The sequence below is a fragment of the Mycolicibacterium celeriflavum genome (assembly GCF_010731795.1).
GTDB lineage: Bacteria > Actinomycetota > Actinomycetes > Mycobacteriales > Mycobacteriaceae > Mycobacterium > Mycobacterium celeriflavum.
This window is the reverse complement of the sequence record NZ_AP022591.1, coordinates 1969889-1985906: the sequence shown is the minus strand read 5'-3', so window position 1 is coordinate 1985906 and position 16018 is coordinate 1969889. Positions and strand designations below refer to the sequence as shown.

Below are 16018 nucleotides of genomic sequence, written 5' to 3'. Positions count from 1 at the left end.
CTATTGGTCGTCGTCCTTACCGCGATCGGGGTTCTGGATGTCCTTCTCGAGGTCGGCAATCGCCTCCTCGATGGCGCTGTCCATACCGCTGGTGTCGCCGCCGATCATCCTGTCGATGAACCCGGCGGGCTCGTCGAGGTCCTCGGCGCTGGGCAGCAGGTCCGGATGCTGCCATACGGCGTCACGGCCATCGGAGCCGACGGCCTGGGTCAAGCGCTCCCAGAGCACCGCGGCCTCACGCATCTTGCGTGGCCGAAGTTCCAGCCCCACCAGGGTCGCAAACGTCTGCTCGGCCGGTCCGCCGGTGGCCCGCCGCCTGCGCAGCACCTCCGCCAGCGCCGAGGTACCGGGGATGCGGTCGCCGAGCGCCTCGGTGACGACGGTCTGCACCCACCCTTCGATCAGCGCCAGAAGCGTCTCCAGGCGCTCCAGCGCCGCGGTCTGCTCCGGCGTCGCCTTCGGCTCGAAGATGCCCTGGTTGAGCAGTTGCTCCATCTGCGCCGGGTCGGCCAGCGCCGCCGGATTGATGCCCGAGGCCAGTTCTTCGATGCCGCTCATGTCGATCTTCATGCCGCGGGCGAACGCCTCGACCGCATTCAGCAGCTGGCTGGCCAGCCACGGCACATGGCTGAACAGGCGGTGGTGGGCGGCCTCGCGGGCGGCGAGGAAGGTGAGGATCTCGCTGCGCGGCTGCTCGAGGCCCTCGGACAACGACTCGACCGCCTCCGGCATCAGTGCGGCCACCCCTTTGGGGCCGAGTGGCAGCCCGATGTCGGTGGAAGTCAACACTTCTCGCGACAGCTTGCCCAGCGCCTGACCCAGCTGTGAGCCGAACGCCATCCCGCCCATCTGCGTCATCATCGACAGCAGGGGACCGGCCATGGTCCTGGCCTCGTCGGGCAGCGCGGACACCCACACCGTCGAGATCTGCTCGGCGACCGGGTCACACAACCGTTTCCACGTTTCGAGCGTGTGGTCGATCCAGTCGGTCGGCGTCCATGCGACCGCCTTGCTGGTGCCCGCGGGCAGCGCCGTCACGCCGTCCAGCCAGGTATCGGCGAGGTGCACGGCGTCGGCGATCGCCGCACTCGTCTTCTCCGGCACCGGCGCGACGAAGCCGATCTGGCTCGACGCCAGCTGGCGGGCCAGGTCGTAGTTCACGGGTCCGGACTGCTTGCCGCCGGCCATCGCGCCGCCCGCCCCGCTGAACATCTCGCCGAGCTTGCTGAAGATCTGCCCCAGCTGCGACATGTCGAACTCGGACCCGCCTTGAGAACCCATGCCGAACGGGTCGGCGCCGGGCCCCTGATCGGGGTCCTTCTTGCGCTTGTCGCGCTCGGGGTCGTCCCCGGCGGAGAAGCCGAAAGGCGGGTCAGCCATGCCTCAACCGTACTCACCGGCCGCAGGTGATGTGGCCGGGCAGGTCACGCTGACAGCGAAGCTGGCCGCACCCTTTACATTGGGCGGCGTGAACAGGCGGACTTTGACGTTGCTCGTCGCGCTCGTCCCGATTCTGGCCTTCGGCGTGCTCGCGTCGGTCGTGGTGGTGCCCTACGTGTCGCTGGGTCCGGGGCCGACGTTCAACACGCTCGGCGAGGTCGACGGTAAGCAGGTCGTCGAAATTGAGGGCGCCGACGTCTATCCGACCTCAGGGCATCTGAACATGACCACGGTGTCCCAGCGCGACCAGCTCACGCTGGGGCAGGCGATGGCGCTGTGGCTGTCGGGCCGCGAGCAGCTGGTGCCGCGCGACCTGGTCTACCCGCCGGACATGACGCGAGAAGAGGTCAAGGAGGCCAACACCACCGACTTTCGCAACTCCGAACGCAGCGCCGAATACGCCGCGCTGCACTACCTGGATTTTCCGATGGCGGTGACGGTGGAAACCGTCAACGACGACGGACCATCGGCGGGCAAGCTGAAGGACGGCGACGCGATCGACGGCGTCAACGGCAAGCCGGTGGCGACGCTCGACGAATTCCAGGCCTTGCTCGAGGACACCAAGCCCGGTGACACCGTGGTGCTCGACTACCGCCGTAAGGACGGGCCGCCCGGCGTCGCCACCATCACGCTGGGCAAGCATCCCGAGGGCGACCACGGCTATCTCGGCATCGGCGTGCTCGACGCGCCCTGGGCGCCGTTCTCGGTCGACTTCCACCTCGCCAACATCGGCGGTCCGTCCGCGGGCTTGATGTTCTCGCTGGCCGTGGTCGACAAACTCACCACCGGTGACCTCAACGGCGGCGAGTTCGTCGCGGGCAGCGGAACGATCAGCGGGGACGGCAAGGTCGGCTCGATCGGCGGCATCACCCACAAGACGCAGTCCGCGCGCGAGGCGGGCGCGACGATCTTCCTGGTGCCCGCCGACAACTGCGAGGAGGCCAAGACCGCGCCGCAGGACGGCCTGGAACTGGTCAAGGTCGACACGCTGGCGCAGACCGTCGACGCCTTGAAGACGTTGTCCGCCGGTGGTGAACGGCCCCATTGCTAGGTGATTGACCGGCCACCGCCCGTCGGCGGTTGCGTAGAGTTGGGGCCACGTCGATCGCGACGTACGGGAATGGAACTGGAGTCGACGAGTGGGTATGCGGCCCGCGGCACGAATGCCGAAGCTGACACGACGTAGCCGGATTCTCATCGGGGTGGGCGCCATCGCCATCCTGCTGTTGTTGATCGGACCACGGTTGATCGACACCTACGTCGACTGGCTGTGGTTCGGCGAACTCGGCTACCGCTCGGTCTTCACCACCGTGCTGTTCACCCAGATCCTGCTGTTCCTCGTCGTGTCGGTTCTGGTCGGCGCGATCCTGTTCGCCGGGCTGGCGCTGGCGTACCGCACCAGACCGGTGTTCGTGCCGACCAACGGTCCCAACGACCCGGTCGCCAGTTACCGCACCGCGGTGATGGCGCGCTTGCGACTCGTCGGCTTCGGCGTACCCGCGCTCATCGGCTTGTTCGTCGGCCTGTTCGCGCTGGGGCAATGGCAGACGGTCCAGCTGTTCCTGCACGGCGACAGCTTCGGGGTCACCGACCCGCAGTTCGGCATGGATCTCGGCTTCTATGCCTTCGACCTGCCGTTCTACCGGCTCGTTCTGAACTATCTTTTCGTAGCGACCTTCCTGGCGTTTCTCGGAAACCTGTTGGGTCACTATCTGTTCGGCGGCATCCGGCTGTCCGGGCGCGCCGGCGCGTTGAGCCGGGCGGCGCGCATCCAGCTGATCACCCTGGTCGGCATCCTGATGCTGCTCAAGGCTCTCGCCTACTGGTTGGACCGCTACGAGTTGCTGAGCCACACCCGCGGTGGCAAGCCGTTCACCGGTGCCGGCTACACAGACATCAACGCGGTCCTGCCGGCCAAGCTCATCCTGATGGCCATCGCGGTGATCTGCGCGGCCGCGGTGTTCTCGGCGATTGTGCTGCGCGATTTGCGTATCCCCGCGATCGGCGTGGTGCTGTTGCTGCTCTCCTCATTGGTGGTCGGCGCGGGCTGGCCGCTGGTCGTCGAGCAGTTCAGCGTCAAACCCAATGCGGCGCAGAAGGAAAGCGAATACATCAGCCGAAGTATCAAGGCGACCAGACAGGCTTACGGGCTGACCGACGACGTGGTCACCTACCGCAATTACAGCGGCGACTCGCCGGCCACCGCCCAGCAGGTCGCCGCGGACCGGGCGACGACGTCGAATATCCGGCTGCTGGATCCGACCATCGTCAGCCCGGCGTTCACCCAGTTCCAGCAGGGCAAGAACTTCTACTACTTCCCCGAACAGCTGTCGATGGACCGCTACATCGGACCCGACGGCAACCTGCGCGACTACGTGGTCGCCGCGCGCGAGCTCAATCCCGACCGGCTGATCGACAACCAGCGCGACTGGATCAACCGCCACACCGTCTACACCCACGGCAACGGGTTCATCGCCTCACCGGCCAACACCGTGCGTGGCGTCGCCAACGACCCCAACCAGAACGGCGGTTATCCGGAGTTCCTGGCCAGCGTGGTCGGCGCCAACGGCAGCGTCATCTCGCCGGGGCCGGCACCGCTGGATCAGCCGCGCATCTATTACGGACCGGTCATCTCCAACACCCCCGCCGACTACGCGATCGTCGGCAAGAACGGCGACGCCGACCGCGAGTACGACTACGAGACGAACACCGCGACCAAGAACTACACCTACACCGGCCGCGGCGGCGTCCCGGTCGGCAACTGGCTCGCGCGGTCGGTCTTCGCCGCGAAGTTCGCCGAACGAAACTTCTTGTTCTCCAACGTGATCGGCCCGAACAGCAAGATCCTGTTCAACCGCGATCCGGCGGACCGCGTCGAGGCGGTGGCGCCGTGGTTGACCACCGACACGAACATCTATCCCGCGATCGTGAACAAGCGGATGGTGTGGATCATCGACGGCTACACCACGTTGGACAACTACCCGTATTCGGAGTTGACGACGTTGTCGAGTGCCACCGCCGACTCCAACGAGGTGGCGTTCAACCGGCTCGCACCGGACAAGCAGGTGTCCTACATCCGCAACTCGGTGAAGGCCACCGTCGACGCCTACGACGGCACGGTGACCCTCTACGCGCATGACGAGCAGGATCCGGTTCTCAAGGCGTGGATGAAGGTGTTCCCCGGCACGGTGAAGCCCAAGAGCGAGATCTCGCCGGAACTGCGGCAGCATCTGCGGTATCCCGAGGACCTGTTCAAGGTGCAGCGTGCGCTGCTGGCCAAGTACCACGTCGACGACCCGGTGACGTTCTTCTCCACGTCGGACTTCTGGGACGTGCCGCTCGATCCGAACCCGACCGCGAGCAGCTATCAGCCGCCGTACTACATCGTCGCCAAAGACCTTGTCACCAGAGACCGTTCGGCGTCGTTCCAACTGACCAGCGCGATGAACCGGTTCCGCCGCGACTTCCTCGCCGCCTACATCAGCGCCAGTTCTGATCCCGACACCTACGGCAAGCTCACGGTGCTGACGATCCCCGGGCAGGTCAACGGTCCGAAGCTGGCGTTCAACGCGATCAGCACCGATACCGCGGTCAGCCAGGACCTCGGCGTGATCGGCCGCGACAATCAGAACCGCATCCGGTGGGGCAACCTGCTGACGCTGCCGGTGGCAGATGGTGGGCTGCTCTACGTCGCGCCGGTGTACGCCTCGCCGGGAGCCAGCGACGCCGCGTCGTCGTACCCGCGCCTCATCCGGGTGGCGATGATGTACAACGACAAGGTCGGCTACGGGCCCACGGTCCGCGATGCGCTGACCGAGTTGTTCGGACCCGGCGCCGACGCGACCGCCACCGGGCCTGCGCCGATCGCGGGACCGGGTGGACAGCAGCCCGCCGCGCAGCCCCCGGCCGACGGTGAGGCGCCGACCGGTCGCACGCCGGCCAATCAGCAGGGTCAGGTACCGGAGGCGCCCGCGCCTGACGCGGTGCCGCCGGGCGGCCCGGTGGAGTTGTCCGGCCCGAAAGCCGCTGCGCTGCAAGAGGTCAACTCGGCGCTCGACGCGCTGCGTAAGGCCCAGCAGAGCGGGGACTTCGGCGAGTTCGGCGAGGCGCTGCAACGCCTCGACGATGCGATGGGTAAGTACCAGTCCGCCGGCTAGCCCCTGTTCCCCGTTTCCGTTTCGCGCGAGCGTGCGTGTCTGCTGCGCGACACGCCGCTCGCGGCACGACGTTTGCGCACGCTCGCCGCTCACCGAAAGGCCCGTGACCGCGCGATTTGGAAGTGCACGAGCGCCTTCGGTAACGTTGCGTTCACCCGACGCGGGGTGGAGCAGCTCGGTAGCTCGCTGGGCTCATAACCCAGAGGTCGCAGGTTCGAATCCTGTCCCCGCTACTAGGTGAAGCGGCCCCCGGAAGAAACTCCGGGGGCCGCTTTCGTCTCTCACCACCGCATCGGGGTGATTTCCCACGGCGAACTTCCATCGGTTAGCTTGGGACGCAATTGACCAGATCGACAATCGTTCATTCGAGCGCGTAAACACTGCGAGGTTGTCCATGGACTCGTTGGCGAAGGCCTTTGCGGAGCGGCTGACCGGCTCCGACAACAGCCTGTACGTCTTCGACGACGACGCATGGACCCGCCACCCCTGGCCGGAGGTGCACGCCCGGTCGGAGAACGTCGCGGACTGGCTGCTCAACGAGGAAGTCACCGCGTTGGGGCTGGCGGGCGAACCCACCGTCGAGCTGATCGCAGCGATACTGGGCGCCTTCCAGGCGGGCGTCGCGGTGACCATCGCGCCCAGCCCGGTGCGAGGCGCGGACACAGACAAGTGGGCGCAGACGACGGTGGCCCGGTTCGCGGGTATGGGTGTCAGCCACGTGCTCACCCGGGGAAGTCATCTCGAGCACCTCGCCCTCGTCGACCGTGGGCCGGTGGTGAAAGAACTGGATTCCGTTGCGACGCTTGCCAGGTCGACGACCTTCAGGCCGCCCGCCGAGTCTGCCGCCATCGCCGTGCTGCAGGGCACGGCGGGCTCGACGGGTGTGCCACGCGCGGTGCAGCTGTCACCGGATGCGGTGCTCGCCAACCTCAAGGGCCTCAGCACCCGCATCGGGGTGACGCCCGCCGACGCCGGTTGTTCCTGGCTGCCGCTGTACCACGACATGGGCCTGAGCTTCGTGCTGGCCGGAGCTCTGGGCGGTATCGACCTGTGGCAGGCGCCGACCACCGCATTCCAGGCCTCACCGTTTCGATGGTTGAACTGGCTCACCGAGAGTCGGGCTACGATCACCGCTGCGCCGAACATGGCATACGGATTGATCGGGAAGTACTCGCGCCGGGTCACCGACGTCGACCTCAGCAGCATGCGGTTCGCGCTCAACGGCGGCGAACCCGTCGACTGTGAACTGACCGCCCTGTTCGCCACCGAGATGGCCCGGTTCGGGTTCTCCGCCGGTGCGCTCGCGCCCTCCTACGGCCTCGCTGAATCCTCTTGTGCGGTAACAGTTCCCGAGCCTGGTCGTGGCCTGATCGTCGACGACGCCGGCCATGCGGTGCTGGGCGAGCCGATCCCCGGCATGTCGGTGCGTGTCGAGCCGCGCGACGGCGCGCAGGTCGGCGAAATCCTGATCCGCGGAACCTCGATGATGTCGGGGTACCGCGACGACGCCCCGTTGGACCCCGACGAATGGTTCGCCACAGGCGATCTCGGCTATTTGGTCGACGGCGGCCTGGTGGTCTGTGGCCGAGCCAAGGAACTGATCACCGTGGCCGGACGCAACATCTTCCCCGCCGAGGTCGAACGGGTGGCGGCCGGCGCACCCGGCGTCCGCGAGGGCGCCGTGGTGGCGGTCGGGGTCGGGGAGCGCTCCGTCCGGCCCGGCGTCGCGATCGTCGCGGAATTCCGCGGCCCCGATGAGGCGCAGTCGCGCGCCGACCTCATCGAGCGCGTCGCATCCGAGTGCGGCGTGGTACCCGCCGACGTCATCTTCGTTCAGCCCGGCGCACTACCGAGGACTTCATCGGGCAAGTTGCGCCGGCTGGAGGTCAAACGCGACCTGCTGCAGCGGCCCTGATCCTCGTCAGCCGCCCGGAGCCGGCGGCGCAGGTGGTGGGGTCTCGGTCGGGGTCGTCGTCGTCGTCGGCGGCGCGGTCGTCGTGGTCGTCACGGTCGTTGTGCCCGCCGTCGTGGTCTCTGTCGCCGGCGGCGGCACCACCGTCGGGCTGATCACGGTCGTCTCCGTCTCCGTCACCGTCGTCGGTGTCGTCGTCGTGGTTGTCGTCGTGGTCGTGGTCGTGGTGGTGGTACCCGACGCCGACTCGATGACACCGCACGCCACCCGTGTACCGGCATCACCGGTGGCCAGCGTTTCCTGATCCGGACCGGGCGTGCCATTGGGCTGGGTGTAGCGGTCGGGAATGTGGGCGAAGTTGTCCTCGTCCTGGTGGATCATCAGCGCGGTGCCCTCACCGGCCAACAGATCCTGAGCCGTGAACGCATCGGTGGTCGTGACGAGTTCTGCCGACCCGTCGGCACGGACCTCCAGCGCGGTGAGATCGCCGCTGGCCGGATGGCCGGTGTGCCCGGGTGCCTGGAAGTGTCCCCCCGCCGACAGGAAGTCACCTGGCTCTCCGCCCGTGGGCGCGACGGAATTGGCTTCGCACTTGCCCACCGAATGGATGTGCAGGCCGTGGAAACCCGGGCTCAATATGCCGCCTTCGATCGTCTCGACCGTCACCCTGGCGAAGCCGTTCGCGAAATCCAGGGTCGCATTGGCGACGGGCGTGCCGTCGGCGGTTTTCACCTGTGCGTTCAGTCGCTCGGTGCCCGCCGGCGCCGCCGAGGTGCCGGGCGTCGTGGTCTGTTCGTCAGCGTCCTCTGAGGCGCAGCCGGACAGCGCGACGATCGGAGCCGCCACGGCGAGCGCCGCGATGATGATTCGGTTTGCCATGGCACCCTGGTACCCGAAGAAGTGATCGACGACACATGGTCGCCGGATGACAGGATGACCCGCGTGGCGCAGCGTGTCAGTTTCCCGAGCACCAGCGGACCCACGCTCGCGGGCGTGCTCGAGGTGCCCGACGGCGACGTTCGCGGGTGGGGCGTGTTCGCGCACGGCTTCACCCTCGGCAAGGACAGTCCCGCGGCGAGCCGCATCTGCAAGCAGCTCGCCAGCGATGGCATCGGCATGCTGCGGTTCGACAACCTCGGCCTCGGTGACTCCGAAGGCGAGTGGAGCGACGGGTCGTTCTCGCACAAGGTGGCCGACACCGCGCGCGCCGTCGAGTTCATGAACTCCGAGGGTCGCGAGGTGCGCCTGCTGGTCGGACACTCCTTCGGCGGGTCGGCCGCCATCGCCGCCGCCCACCAGTGTCCGAGTGTCGCCGCGCTGGCCAGCATCGCGGCGCCGTCCGAGCCCGCCCACGTCGAGCACACGTACGACGCGCTCGTGGAGCGGATCGAGGCCGAGGGGGAGGCGCCGTTTCTCATCGGCGGCAAGGCGCTCACGTTGAAGCGACACTTCATCGAAGACGTCCGCAACGTCGATCTGCAGGAACGCATCCGGACCCTGCGCCGCGCGCTGCTCGTCATGCATTCCCCGACCGACAACACCGTCGGCATCGAGAACGCCAGCGAGATCTTCCGCGCCGCCCGACACCCCCGCAGCTTCGTCTCACTCGAGGGTGCCGATCATCTGCTCACCGAGAAGAACCAGGCAGCCCGCGCCGCCCGGATCATCAGCGCCTGGGCCGACCCCTACCTGTGATCACCGCACTGCGACGACGACCTTGCCCTTTGCCGAGCGGTCCTCCAGCGCGGCGATCGCGTCGGCGGCGCGCTCGAGTGGGAAAACCTGGGGTTGCGGCGCCGACACCTTGCCCGAGGCCAGCAGCGGCTCGAGTTCGGCCCACTGCTCGGCAAGGTAGTTCGGATGGGTGAACGTCCATGCGCCCCACCCCACGCCGACCGCGTCGACGTTGTTGAGCAGCAACCGGTTCACCTTCACGGTCGGGATCTCGCCGCCGGTGAAGCCGATCACGAGCAGCCGTCCGCCCGGGGCCAGCGAGCGCAGCGAGTCGGTGAAGCGGTCGCCGCCGACCGGATCGACCACGATGTCCACCCCGCGGCCGTCGGTCAACCCCTTCACGGCGTCCTTGAAACCGTCCGCCAGCGCCACATCGGTCGCCCCGGCGGCCCTGGCCACCTCGGCCTTGTCCTCGCTGCTCACCACTGCGATCACCCGCGATGCCCCCCACGCCGGCGCCAACCGCAGTGTCGATGTGCCGATGCCGCCGGCCGCCCCGTGCACGAGCACGGTTTCGCCCTCGGCCAGCCGGCCACGCGTCCGCAGCGCGTGGTGCATGGTGAGGTCGTTGAAGAGCAAACCCGCGCCGGCTTCGAAGGAGACGTTGTCCGGCAGCTTGAAAACGCGGTCGGCGGGCAGCGCGACGACTTCGGCCATCGCGCCGCACAGCATCGTCAGTGCCGCGACACGATCACCCGCCTGCACGTGCGCGTCCGCCGGCGCGCTGCGCACCACGCCGGCGACCTCGCCGCCGGGCGTATACGGCAACTCCGGCTTGTACTGATAGAGCCCGCGCGACTGCAGCACGTCGGGGAACGCGACACCGGCCGCGTGCACGTCGATCACCACCGCATCGGAGCCGTCCGGTTCGTCGACCTCGACAAGCTTCGCCGCCGAAGGTCCGTCGAGGCTGGCTATCTGAATTGCGCGCATGGCGCTATTTAACATCCTCGAATGACCGATATCCGCGCCGCGGTGCTGCACGCTGTTGGATGAGCCCACTGATGCGGCAACGTTGCCGAGGTCGAACGGAGCGCAGATGAGTCGTGGTCCCCAAGGCCGGGGCAAGGCCGCCGTTTTCGCTCCCGCCGAGTCGCTGCCCGAGAGCCGCGCCGTCGCGATACGCTCCAAAGACGGCATCCGCCTGCATGCCGAGGTCTTCGGACCCGAGGACGGCTACCCGATCGTGCTGGCCCACGGCATTACGTGCGCGATCCGGGTGTGGGCGCATCAGATCACCGATCTGTCGCGGGACTACCGCGTCATCGCGTACGACCACCGCGGCCACGGTCGCAGCGCGGTACCGGTCCGCCGCCGCGCCTACAGCCTCGATCATCTGGCGGCCGACCTCGATTCCGTGCTCGACGCGACGCTCGCACCGGACGAGCGGGCGGTCATCGCGGGCCATTCGATGGGCGGCATCGCGATCACCTCGTGGGCGGAGAGGTACGCCGAGCGGGTGACCGAACGCGCGGACGCCGTCGCCCTCATCAACACCACGACCGGCGACCTGCTGCGCAACGTCCAGCTGCTGCCCGTGCCGGCGCCACTGGCCGGCGCCCGCGTACTCACCGCAGGGACGTTCCTGAAGACCTTCGGCGCGATGCCGCTGCCGCGCGCCGCCGCGGGCGCGAATCAGCGCTTCCTGTCGATGCTCGCGGTGGGCCGCGACGCCGACCCCGCCATCGCCGCATTCGTCCACGAGTTGTTCCTCTCGACTGCGCCCGCAGGCCGCGGCGGCTGGGCGCATACGCTCGTCGACCACCTCGGTCCACGACACATCGGGCTCGATAACCTCGTGGTTCCGACCCTGGTGATCGGCAGCGAGAAGGACCGGCTGCTGCCGATCGCGTCGGCGCGCCGGATCGCCCGTGCAGCACCCAATCTGACTCAGTTCGTCGAACTGTCCGGTGGACACTGCGCGATCCTGGAACGCCCGGACGAGGTGAACAAGCACCTGCGGCTGCTGATCGACTCGGTGACCTCCGAGGGCCGCATCAGTTCCTAGTTCGGCTCTATACGGTCTGAACCGGTCAGTGCGCGATGGACCTCGTCGGCCGCGCGCCGACCGGAGCGCACCGCGCCGTCGAGAAAGCCGGTCCAGGTGTCGGCGGTTTCCGTACCGGCCCAATAGATCCCGTCGACGGGCTTGCGTAACCACGGCCCGTATGTGGTCCAGGAGCCAGGCGGCACAGCGGCCGTCGGCCCGCCCGGTGCGAATTGCTCTGCGCCCCAACAGTGATCGACGTAGTCGATCGGCGCCAATGCGGCGTCGCCGAACAACGCCGCGAAGCCCGACAGCGCGCGTTCGCGGCGCTGCGCCGGCGGCAGCGCGTCGAACGAACGGGCGTCGGTGAACCCGAGCAGGACGCCGGGGCCCTCATCGCCCGGGCTCACGTCGAACGTGATGAACACCGGGCCTTCGTCGGAAAGCGCCTCGCCGGACAAGCCTTTCGCACGCCAGAACGGCGTCTCGTATGCGGCGTAGGCCTTGCTGAGGTTGCCCTGGGGCCAGTGCTGCGCGAGCTTGCCGTACTCGGCGGGCAGCTCGGGCAGGAACGCGATCGCGTCGCGGTGTTCGGGCGGGATTGCGACGACGACGGCCTTGGCGCGCACGGGCCCGCGATCCGATGTCACGGTGAGGGTGCCGTCGCTGCGGCGTTCGATGCTGCGCACCACGGCATCGAGCACGACACGCGGACCCAGTTGCTCGGCCATCCGTATCGCGATCTGTTGTGTGCCATCGGGAAATCGGCCCTGCTGGGCGCCGCCCTCGACGTCGAGCATGCGGTCCAGGCCCCCGGCGGCCTTGACGTAACGAACCGCGTGCAGCATCGACACCACGTCGGGTTCGCACCCCCAGGTGACCCTCGACATGATCGCCATCAGATCCCGGGTTCCGGCGCTGGCGTGCACGGACTTCAGCCAGCCGTCGAGCGTCTGAGAATCCAGGCTGTGCGCGATCGTGGCCTCCCACGGCTTGTCCACCGGCACCTTGCGGCAGACGCGCTCGAAGCGCCACTGGATCCGCGACACGTCGAGCAGTTCGATGATCGACAGCCGCGGGATGGTGCTGCGATAGGACCGGACCTTGCCTCGCCAGCGGATCAGGTTCTTGCCCTGGCTGTACGTCGGGACCGTTGCGCACCCCAGCTCGGCCGCCAATTCGCCGACAGCGTCCTGAGTCGGCCCCACGAATGTGCCACCCAGGTCGACGGGGACACCCGCAATCGTCGCCGTCGACGACCGCCCGCCAACCCGGTCGCGGCCTTCGAGCACCACGACGTCGTGGCCGAGGCGTACCAACTCACGTGCTGCCGACAGCCCCGCGAACCCGGCGCCCACCACCACCACATCGGTGGCGGTCGGGACGGAGGAAGAAGGCACGCGATTAGGCTCTCACGCCGTGAAGGTCATGACAGCGTTGTTCGGCCCAACCGATGCGATCGAGCGGGCGCACCTGCTGCGCGACGCGGGCGCCAGCGGAGTGTTCACCTTCGAGGGACCGCACGACGTTTTCGCGCCGCTGACATTGGCGTCCACCGTCGAGGGCCTCGACCTGATGACCAACGTGGCCATCGCGTTACCGCGCAATCCCGTTCAACTCGCCCATCAAGCCTACGATCTTGCGCTGCTCACCAAGGGACGCTTCACGTTGGGACTCGGCACGCAGGTGCGCGCGCAGATCGAGAAGCGCTATGGCGCGGCCTTCGACCGTCCGGTCGCCCGGATGAAGGAGATGGTCGGTGCGCTGCGCGCGGTGTTCGCGGCGTGGGAGACCGGCGAACGCCTCGATTTCCGCGGTGAGTACTTCCGGCACACGCTGATGACCCCGACGTTCAACCCGGGACCGAACCCGTACGGAATGCCGCCGATCTATCTCGGCGCGCTGGGGCCGCGGCTGACCCGCGCCACCGCCGAGGTCGCCGACGGCCTGTTGGTGATGCCGTTCGGCTCCAAACGGTTCCTGCACGAGGTGACGATGCCCGCCGTGCGCGACGGGTTGGTGCGGGCGGGCCGTACGCTCGACGACTTCGCGGTGGTGCCGGAGATCATCGTGTCGGTGGGCAGCGACGCGACGGCGCACGCGGCCGCGCGCAGGCTGCTGGCCTTCTACGGCTCCACGCCCGCCTACCGTCCGGTGCTCGACGTGCACGGCTGGGGTGAGCTGCAACCGGAGCTCAACGCGCTGTCCAAGCAGGGCCGCTGGCAGGACATGGGCACGCTGATCGACGACGAGGTGCTGCACACCATCGCCGCGTGCGGCAGTCCGGCCGAGGTGGCCGCCCACATCCGCGACCGCGTCGACGGAGTGTCCGACCGGATCTGCCTCTACCAGCCCGGACCCATCGCCATCGATGCGTTGGCCGAGATCGTCGACGCGCTGGCCGCCTGACTCCTATCGTGGTACTCAGCGGAACCAAGGGAGGTTGCGGATGGACGACCGGGTGCAGTACGCCGACGTACTGATCATCGGCGCGGGCATTTCGGGGATCGGCGCCGCCTATCGCCTGCAGGAGAAGAACCCCAACCTGAGCTACGCGGTGCTCGAGCGCCGAGCACGCATCGGCGGCACCTGGGATCTGCACCGCTATCCGGGCATCCGGTCCGACAGCGACATCTTCACGCTGAGTTACCCCTTCGAACCGTGGACGCGTCCGGAGAACGTGGCCGACGGCCCCGACATCCGCGAATACCTGACCCAGACCGCCCGAAAGCACGGCATCGACAAGCACATCCGGTTCAACACCCATGTGTTGGCCGCGGATTGGGACTCGACGACCGACACGTGGACGGTGCAGACCGAGCAAGACGGGACGCCGACGACGTATCGCGGCCGCTTCCTGTTCTTCGGCACCGGCTACTACAACTACGACGAGCCCTACCGGCCGGATTTCCCCGGCCTCGACGAATTCAGTGGCGAGGTGGTTCATCCTCAGCACTGGCCCGAGTCGCTCGACTACGCCGGCAAGCGCATCGTGGTGATCGGTAGCGGCGCAACGGCGGTCAGCATGATCCCGTCGCTGACCGAGACGGCCGGACATGTGACGATGCTGCAGCGGTCGCCGACGTACATGCTCTCGGGGCCGCGGGTCAACCCCGTCGTGCAGGCGATCCGCGCAGTGCTGCCGGGACGGGCCGGTTACTGGGGCGCTCGCATCTACAACACGATCTTCACGGTGTTCATCTATGCGTTCGCCCGCGCGGCTCCCAAGCTCAGCAGGCGCTTCATCCGCAGGAACGCCAAACGCAATCTACCGGCGGACTATCCGGTCGACGTCCACTTCAACCCGCGTTACGACCCGTGGGACCAACGATTGTGCGCGATGCTCGACAACGACTTCTACGAGGCGATCAACAACGGCCGCCTGGACGTGGTGACCGACCACATCGACCATATCGACGCATCCGGCATCGTGTTGCGTTCCGGGCAGCGGATCGACGCCGATGTGATCATCACCGCCACCGGGATACAGCTGCAGGCGCTCGGCGGTGTTCATCTCAGCATCGATGGCGACGAGATCAAACCGCAGGACCGGTTCGTCTACAAGGAGCACATGCTCGAGGACGTGCCGAACCTGGCCTGGTGCGTCGGCTACATCAACGCCTCGTGGACGCTGCGCGCGGATCTGACCGCCCGCGCTTTCGCAAGGCTGGTGTCCTACATGGACTCTCACGGGTACACCCACGCCTATCCGCATCTCGGCGACAAACCGATGCCGGAGAAGCCGGCGTGGAACATCAACGCCGGCTACGTACAACGCGCCGCGCACGCGTTGCCGAAGTCGGGGACGCACCGGCCGTGGAACGTCCGGCACAATTATGTGCTCGACGCGATCGACCACCGCTTCGACCGGATCGAGGAGTCGATGGTGTTCGGCCGGGCGCCGGTCCCGGCAACGCCAGTTGCCTGACAGGCGCGATTAGCGCGAGCAGCCGCAAAGTGCCCATTTTGACCGGCATTTCGGGTCAATTTGCGTCTGCTCGCCGGGTTTGGTCCGGGACGCGGACGACCACTCCGGTCGCCAGCAACTGTGACGCGGACAATCCGAACGTCGACTTGAAGCGGTCGGACAGATGCGAGGGGCTGGCGAAGCCGGTGCGCATCGCCGCGTCGGTCAGGCTCTTACCCTCGGCAATGGCGTTGCAGGCCTCCATCAACCGAGTCCACAGCCGGTAGCGGCGCACGGTGGTGCCCAACTCGTCGCGGAACAGGTGAAGGAACCGCGACTCTGACAGACCCGCCTCGGCGGCCAGTGCCCGCGACGGGATCGACGCGGCTGGACCCTCACGAATTCGGTTGACAGCATTGATGATTCGTGGATCGATCCGTTTGTCTACGGCGGGTGCGGCCAGCGCCAGCCAGCGTGACGCCTCGGTGTCGTCGGCGGGGGTGAACTGCAGCCGTTCCTCGTCGACATGACCAGTACCGAGTGCGCCATGCCATTCGCCCATCTTGGCGTGGCAGCTTTCGGCGCGGCTCGTCGTCGGCTCGAGGTAACACGAGACCAGGCCCTGGCCGTGGCAGATCAACTGGTGAGTCATCCGTGGCGGTATCAGGACACTGCCCGCCTCGACCCGATTCGCGTGGCGGACCGCGACGGTGAGCGGTCCACCGATACCGACCGCCAGGCACCACACCGATCCGGAATGCGGGGCGAGTTTGAGGCTCGGGCCGGCGTACAACGCTTGGCCGGGCCACAGCCAGACCGACGGACAGCAGGTTTGTGGAAGCGCTTCAGCCCCGCGTGCGGTCATGCTGGACTCCTGGTCG

12 protein-coding genes and 1 tRNA gene are annotated in these 16018 nt (G+C 67.6%); 8 read left to right on the top strand and 5 right to left on the bottom strand.

What is annotated here, in order from left to right; translation table 11 throughout:
- The gene (locus G6N18_RS09725; RefSeq protein ID WP_083006385.1) at positions 1–1380 is read right to left on the bottom strand and encodes a zinc-dependent metalloprotease; all 1380 of its coding nucleotides are present in this window, start codon (positions 1378–1380) and stop codon (positions 1–3) included.
- Between the two features lie 88 nt (positions 1381–1468).
- Between G6N18_RS09725 and G6N18_RS09720 the strand changes: the two genes are divergently transcribed.
- The 4 genes from G6N18_RS09720 to mbtM all read left to right on the top strand — a co-directional run bounded on the left by G6N18_RS09720 (position 1469) and on the right by mbtM (position 7512).
- The gene (locus G6N18_RS09720; protein WP_067220070.1) at positions 1469–2491 is read left to right on the top strand and encodes a YlbL family protein; all 1023 of its coding nucleotides are present in this window, start codon (positions 1469–1471) and stop codon (positions 2489–2491) included.
- Positions 2492–2579: 88 nt separating this feature from the next.
- Positions 2580–5597 carry a UPF0182 family protein gene (locus tag G6N18_RS09715; RefSeq protein ID WP_083006383.1) on the top strand — a complete coding sequence of 1006 codons (3018 nt, stop codon included), beginning with the start codon at positions 2580–2582 and terminating at the stop codon, positions 5595–5597.
- Between the two features lie 159 nt (positions 5598–5756).
- Positions 5757–5830, top strand: a tRNA-Met gene (locus tag G6N18_RS09710).
- 161 nt (positions 5831–5991) lie between these two features.
- Positions 5992–7512 (top strand): long-chain-fatty acid--ACP ligase MbtM, encoded by a 1521-nt coding sequence (gene mbtM, locus G6N18_RS09705; RefSeq protein ID WP_083006381.1) that lies wholly within the window; start codon positions 5992–5994, stop codon positions 7510–7512.
- 6 nt (positions 7513–7518) lie between these two features.
- Here the strand turns inward: mbtM and sodC are convergent, their stop codons facing one another.
- Positions 7519–8388 (bottom strand): superoxide dismutase[Cu-Zn], encoded by an 870-nt coding sequence (gene sodC, locus G6N18_RS09700; protein ID WP_083006379.1) that lies wholly within the window; start codon positions 8386–8388, stop codon positions 7519–7521.
- 63 nt (positions 8389–8451) lie between these two features.
- Here sodC and G6N18_RS09695 point away from each other — a divergent pair, with 63 nt between their 5' ends.
- Complete coding sequence (locus tag G6N18_RS09695) at positions 8452–9204, top strand: alpha/beta hydrolase family protein (RefSeq protein WP_083006387.1); 753 nt, start codon at positions 8452–8454, stop codon at positions 9202–9204.
- Here the strand turns inward: G6N18_RS09695 and G6N18_RS09690 are convergent, their stop codons facing one another.
- Entirely contained in the window at positions 9205–10176 is a 972-nt protein-coding gene (locus G6N18_RS09690; protein WP_083006377.1) for an NADPH:quinone oxidoreductase family protein, read from the bottom strand.
- A 106-nt stretch (positions 10177–10282) separates the two neighbouring features.
- Between G6N18_RS09690 and G6N18_RS09685 the strand changes: the two genes are divergently transcribed.
- Positions 10283–11251, top strand: coding sequence for an alpha/beta fold hydrolase (locus G6N18_RS09685; RefSeq protein ID WP_083006375.1), 969 nt, complete (start codon positions 10283–10285; stop codon positions 11249–11251).
- Here the strand turns inward: G6N18_RS09685 and G6N18_RS09680 are convergent.
- Entirely contained in the window at positions 11248–12630 is a 1383-nt protein-coding gene (locus tag G6N18_RS09680; RefSeq protein WP_083006373.1) for a flavin monoamine oxidase family protein, read from the bottom strand. The genes G6N18_RS09685 and G6N18_RS09680 overlap by 4 nt on opposite strands.
- A 19-nt stretch (positions 12631–12649) precedes the next feature.
- Between G6N18_RS09680 and G6N18_RS09675 the strand changes: the two genes are divergently transcribed.
- Positions 12650–13639, top strand: coding sequence for a TIGR03617 family F420-dependent LLM class oxidoreductase (locus tag G6N18_RS09675; protein ID WP_083006371.1), 990 nt, complete (start codon positions 12650–12652; stop codon positions 13637–13639).
- Positions 13640–13679: 40 nt separating this feature from the next.
- The gene (locus G6N18_RS09670) at positions 13680–15158 is read left to right on the top strand and encodes a flavin-containing monooxygenase (protein WP_067220039.1); all 1479 of its coding nucleotides are present in this window, start codon (positions 13680–13682) and stop codon (positions 15156–15158) included.
- Positions 15159–15213: 55 nt separating this feature from the next.
- On the opposite strand, the gene G6N18_RS09665 is transcribed toward G6N18_RS09670, so the two are convergent.
- Complete coding sequence (locus tag G6N18_RS09665; protein WP_083006370.1) at positions 15214–16002, bottom strand: helix-turn-helix domain-containing protein; 789 nt, start codon at positions 16000–16002, stop codon at positions 15214–15216.
- Positions 16003–16018: the final 16 nt, after the last annotated feature.

Coding starts and splice junctions, on each gene's coding strand:
- G6N18_RS09725 (WP_083006385.1), bottom strand. CDS start 1,380: ATGGCTGACCCGCCTTTCGGCTTCTCCGCCGGGGACGACCCCGAGCGC.
- mbtM (WP_083006381.1), top strand. CDS start 5,992: ATGGACTCGTTGGCGAAGGCCTTTGCGGAGCGGCTGACCGGCTCCGAC.
- sodC (WP_083006379.1), bottom strand. CDS start 8,388: ATGGCAAACCGAATCATCATCGCGGCGCTCGCCGTGGCGGCTCCGATC.
- G6N18_RS09690 (WP_083006377.1), bottom strand. CDS start 10,176: ATGCGCGCAATTCAGATAGCCAGCCTCGACGGACCTTCGGCGGCGAAG.
- G6N18_RS09685 (WP_083006375.1), top strand. CDS start 10,283: ATGAGTCGTGGTCCCCAAGGCCGGGGCAAGGCCGCCGTTTTCGCTCCC.
- G6N18_RS09670 (WP_067220039.1), top strand. CDS start 13,680: ATGGACGACCGGGTGCAGTACGCCGACGTACTGATCATCGGCGCGGGC.
- G6N18_RS09665 (WP_083006370.1), bottom strand. CDS start 16,002: ATGACCGCACGCGGGGCTGAAGCGCTTCCACAAACCTGCTGTCCGTCG.